At 56.3% G+C, this 5,744-nt stretch carries 3 rRNA genes; all 3 read right to left on the bottom strand.

Annotation, left to right across the window (positions count from 1 at the left end):
- Positions 1-28: 28 nt before the first annotated feature.
- Positions 29-145, bottom strand: a 5S ribosomal RNA gene (rrf, locus tag AC4D2F_RS16835).
- 280 nt (positions 146-425) lie between these two features.
- Positions 426-3,582, bottom strand: a 23S ribosomal RNA gene (locus tag AC4D2F_RS16830).
- Positions 3,583-4,117: 535 nt separating this feature from the next.
- A 16S ribosomal RNA gene (locus AC4D2F_RS16825) occupies positions 4,118-5,652 on the bottom strand.
- Together the 16S, 23S and 5S rRNA genes form the textbook arrangement of a ribosomal RNA operon.
- Positions 5,653-5,744 lie beyond the last annotated feature (92 nt).

The raw sequence follows: 5,744 nt of genomic DNA, 5'->3' as shown, positions 1-5,744 counted from the left end.
GTGGTGGGGTCTTTGCTCGTGAGTGGTTGTCCGGCGGTGTCCTACTCTCCCACACTCTCTCGGGTGCAGTACCATCGGCGCTGTGGGTCTTAGCTTCCGGGTTCGGAATGGGACCGGGCGTTTCCCCCACGCTATGACCGCCGTAACCCTTGCTACCTGACGCGCCCTGTCCCGTGTCCGCCGTTGGGGGGCGGGTGGGGCTGGGTGCCGGTAAATCTGTGGGGTTACATCGTCGTGCTGGATGTAATCGTGTGACCAAGGGGTCCCTGAGTGGGATTCCTGGTGTTTGTGGTGGTTCCTGTTGTTGGTTGGGAACCGCATAGTGGACGCGTAGCATATGATCTTCACTTTCCCCGTGTCACCGTCGGGGGTCCGGGGTTTCCTGGTTGCCCGGGAGCCCTGGTCCTTCTGGTGGGGGTGGGTGTGTGGTGTAAGTTATCGGCTTATTAGTACCGGTCAGCTTCACAGGTCTTTCGTCCCTGCTTCCACATCCGGCCTATCAACCCAGTGGTCTGGCTGGGGGCCTCTCACACTCTAGGTGTATGGAAATCTCATCTTGAAGCAGGCTTCCCGCTTAGATGCTTTCAGCGGTTATCCCATCCGAACGTAGCTAATCAGCGGTGCACTTGGCAGTACAACTGACACACCAGAGGTTCGTCCGTCCCGGTCCTCTCGTACTAAGGACAGCCCTTCTCAAATTTCCTGCGCGCGCAGCGGATAGGGACCGAACTGTCTCACGACGTTCTAAACCCAGCTCGCGTACCGCTTTAATGGGCGAACAGCCCAACCCTTGGGACCTACTCCAGCCCCAGGATGCGACGAGCCGACATCGAGGTGCCAAACCATGCCGTCGATATGGACTCTTGGGCAAGATCAGCCTGTTATCCCCGAGGTACCTTTTATCCGTTGAGCGACGGCCATTCCACAATGTGCCGCCGGATCACTAGTCCCGACTTTCGTCCCTGCTTGAGATGTCTCTCTCACAGTCAAGCTCCCTTGTGCACTTACACTCGCCACCTGATTGCCAACCAGGCTGAGGGAACCTTTGGGCGCCTCCGTTACTTTTTAGGAGGCAACCGCCCCAGTTAAACTACCCATCAGGCACTGTCCCTGACCCGGATTACGGGCCGAAGTTAGATATCCAGAGTGACCAGAGTGGTATTTCAACGATGACTCCACGTGAACTGGCGTCCACGCTTCACAGTCTCCCACCTATCCTACACAAGCCACACCGAACACCAATACCAAACTATAGTGAAGGTCTCGGGGTCTTTCCGTCCTGCTGCGCGTAACGAGCATCTTTACTCGTACTGCAATTTCGCCGAGTTTATGGTTGAGACAGCGGGGAAGTCGTTACTCCATTCGTGCAGGTCGGAACTTACCCGACAAGGAATTTCGCTACCTTAGGATGGTTATAGTTACCACCGCCGTTTACTGGGGCTTAAATTCCCAGCTTCGTCCCACGCAAGCGTGAAACTAACCGGTCCTCTTAACCTTCCAGCACCGGGCAGGAGTCAGTCCGTATACATCGTCTTGCGACTTCGCACGGACCTGTGTTTTTAGTAAACAGTCGCTTCCCCCTGGTCTCTGCGGCCCTGATCCGCTCCGGCGAGCTAGTCGCCATCACAGTTGGGGCCCCCCTTCTCCCGAAGTTACGGGGGCATTTTGCCGAGTTCCTTAACCATAATTCTCTCGATCGCCTTAGTATTCTCTACCTGATCACCTGTGTCGGTTTGGGGTACGGGCGGCTGGAACCTCGCGCCGATGCTTTTCTCGGCAGCATAGGATCACCAAATTCCCCCATACGGGGGTCCCATCAGATCTCAGGCCCGTGATCGAACACAAGAACGCGGATTTGCCTACGTTCTGCCCTACATCCTTAGACCGGGACAACCATCGCCCGGCTTGGCTACCTTCCTGCGTCACACCTGTTAATACGCTTACCTCCCGAGATCAGGTCCCGCGATCCACAAAAAACCACGTCACCACAAGGGTGGGCGGTCATGCTTCTGGCGGTTAGTATCCCTCGATCAGTATTGGCGGTTCTTCGCCGGTACGGGAATATCAACCCGTTGTCCATCGACTACGCCTGTCGGCCTCGCCTTAGGTCCCGACTTACCCAGGGCAGATTAGCTTGACCCTGGAACCCTTGATCATTCGGCGGACGGGTTTCTCACCCGTCTTTCGCTACTCATGCCTGCATTCTCACTCGTGTGGGCTCCACCGCTGGTTTACACCGCGACTTCACTGCCCACACGACGCTCCCCTACCCATCCACACCCCTGAACTCAGGAGAACAAGTCTCCGGCTTGGGATCTATGTGAATGCCACAACTTCGGCGGTGTACTTGAGCCCCGCTACATTGTCGGCGCGGAATCACTTGACCAGTGAGCTATTACGCACTCTTTCAAGGGTGGCTGCTTCTAAGCCAACCTCCTGGTTGTCTGGGCAACTCCACATCCTTTCCCACTTAGCACACGCTTAGGGGCCTTAGTTGGTGGTCTGGGCTGTTTCCCTCTCGACTATGAAGCTTATCCCCCACAGTCTCACTGCTGCGCTCTCACTTACCGGCATTCGGAGTTTGGCTGACGTCAGTAACCTTGTAGGGCCCATTAGCCATCCAGTAGCTCTACCTCCGGTAAGAAACACGCAACGCTGCACCTAAATGCATTTCGGGGAGAACCAGCTATCACGAAGTTTGATTGGCCTTTCACCCCTACCCACAGCTCATCCCCTCCATTTTCAACTGAAGTGGGTTCGGTCCTCCACGACGTCTTACCGTCGCTTCAACCTGGCCATGGGTAGATCACTTCGCTTCGGGTCTAGATCACGCCACTGCAACGCCCTATTCAGACTCGCTTTCGCTACGGCTTCCCCACACGGGTTAACCTCGCGACGTAACACTAACTCGCAGGCTCATTCTTCAAAAGGCACGCCGTCACAGAAACCAAGTCTGCTCCGACGGTTTGTAGGCACACGGTTTCAGGTACTATTTCACTCCCCTCCCGGGGTACTTTTCACCTTTCCCTCACGGTACTGGTCCGCTATCGGTCATCAGGGAGTATTTAGGCTTACCAGGTGGTCCTGGCAGATTCGCACGGGATTTCTCGGGCCCCGTGCTACTTGGGATCCTCTCCAAACGGCGTCACGCATTACGGTTACGGGACTTACACCCTCTCCGGCCGGGCTTTCAAACCCGTTCACCTATACGCACGCACTCATTTCACCAGTCCGGCAGAACTGGAACGGAAAGTCCCACAACCCCAGTGATGCAACGCCCGCCGGCTATCACACACCACTGGTTTAGCCTGATCCGCGTTCGCTCGCCACTACTGACGGAATCACTATTGTTTTCTCTTCCTGTGGGTACTGAGATGTTTCACTTCCCCACGTTCCCTCCACGTACCCTATGTGTTCAGATACGGGTCACCCGGTCACTCGCGCGCCGGGCGGGGTTTCCCCATTCGGACATCCTGGGATCAAAGTTCGGTTATCAACTCCCCCAGGCTTATCGCAGATTCCCACGTCCTTCTTCGGCTCCTGATGCCAAGGCATCCACCGTGTGCCCTTAAAAACTTGACCACTAAGATCAAAAACATATCGAGAAAACCAGGCCCGACCCGAAGATCGGAACCAGATTATTCTTAGAAATTGCTTCTTTTTAAGATGCTCGCGTCCACTATGCAGTTCTCAACCAACAACCCCGACACACCCCCACCCACCCCCGAACAGGGACAGACAGAGCATGCGCGGGAAAACCAGAAACAACCCGACCCCACACCCCACCGGCCACACCACCCCCGCACGAGAACGACACCCACAACAGGCATCCCCTCGAAACCGGGACCGGCACAACCAGCACAGAACATGGAGCCCTGTTATCTCAGGACCCAACAGTGTGCCAAACAGTAAAACCCGGTAACCCCCACCAACCACACGCTTTCCAGAACCCCGAAGGGAACGTACTCACCAGCCGGCAGGCACCACCAGGCACCTATCCATTGATATTCCACCCATGAGCACCCACCGCGGAACAAACGCCCGCGCTATGGGCTGACTCCTGCGAACCACACACCCACCACTGAAGGACAGGCACATGATCCGAGGCGCTCCTTAGAAAGGAGGTGATCCAGCCGCACCTTCCGGTACGGCTACCTTGTTACGACTTAGTCCCAATCGCCGGTCCCACCTTCGACGGCTCCCTCCCACAAGGGGTTAGGCCACCGGCTTCGGGTGTTACCAACTTTCGTGACTTGACGGGCGGTGTGTACAAGGCCCGGGAACGTATTCACCGCAGCGTTGCTGATCTGCGATTACTAGCGACTCCAACTTCATGAGGTCGAGTTGCAGACCTCAATCCGAACTGAGACCGGCTTTTTGGGATTAGCTCCACCTCACAGTATCGCAACCCTTTGTACCGGCCATTGTAGCATGCGTGAAGCCCAAGACATAAGGGGCATGATGATTTGACGTCGTCCCCACCTTCCTCCGAGTTGACCCCGGCAGTCTCCCATGAGTCCCCGGCATAACCCGCTGGCAACATGGAACGAGGGTTGCGCTCGTTGCGGGACTTAACCCAACATCTCACGACACGAGCTGACGACAACCATGCACCACCTGTAAACCGGCCACAAGTGGCTGACACATCTCTGCATCATTCCGGTTCATGTCAAGCCTTGGTAAGGTTCTTCGCGTTGCATCGAATTAATCCGCATGCTCCGCCGCTTGTGCGGGCCCCCGTCAATTCCTTTGAGTTTTAGCCTTGCGGCCGTACTCCCCAGGCGGGGCACTTAATGCGTTAGCTACGGCGCGGAAAACGTGGAATGTCCCCCACACCTAGTGCCCAACGTTTACGGCATGGACTACCAGGGTATCTAATCCTGTTCGCTCCCCATGCTTTCGCTCCTCAGCGTCAGTTACAGCCCAGAGACCTGCCTTCGCCATCGGTGTTCCTCCTGATATCTGCGCATTTCACCGCTACACCAGGAATTCCAGTCTCCCCTACTGCACTCTAGTCTGCCCGTACCCACCGCAGATCCGGAGTTAAGCCCCGGACTTTCACGGCAGACGCGACAAACCGCCTACGAGCTCTTTACGCCCAATAATTCCGGATAACGCTTGCGCCCTACGTATTACCGCGGCTGCTGGCACGTAGTTAGCCGGCGCTTCTTCTGCAGGTACCGTCACCAACCCCGAAGGACCGGCTTCTTCCCTACTGAAAGAGGTTTACAACCCGAAGGCCTTCATCCCTCACGCGGCGTCGCTGCATCAGGCTTGCGCCCATTGTGCAATATTCCCCACTGCTGCCTCCCGTAGGAGTCTGGGCCGTGTCTCAGTCCCAGTGTGGCCGGTCACCCTCTCAGGCCGGCTACCCGTCGTCGCCTTGGTAGGCCATTACCCCACCAACAAGCTGATAGGCCGCGAGTCCATCCAAAACCACAAAAGCTTTCCACCAACACCGCATGCGCGGGAAGGTCGTATCCAGTATTAGACCCGGTTTCCCAGGCTTATCCCAGAGTCAAGGGCAGGTTACTCACGTGTTACTCACCCGTTCGCCACTAATCCCCCCACAAGTGAGGTTCATCGTTCGACTTGCATGTGTTAAGCACGCCGCCAGCGTTCATCCTGAGCCAGGATCAAACTCTCCGTAAATGCATTACAGACACAACAATGACACCCGGGAAAACGGGCGACACCACTGCACAAAATTCGAAACCAGCCAAAAAAACCAGCCACCACACACG

This window comes from Arthrobacter sp. TJ-263 (assembly GCF_058269155.1).
Note: the sequence above shows the minus strand (reverse complement) of the source record. Positions and strands in the feature narration are given on the sequence as shown.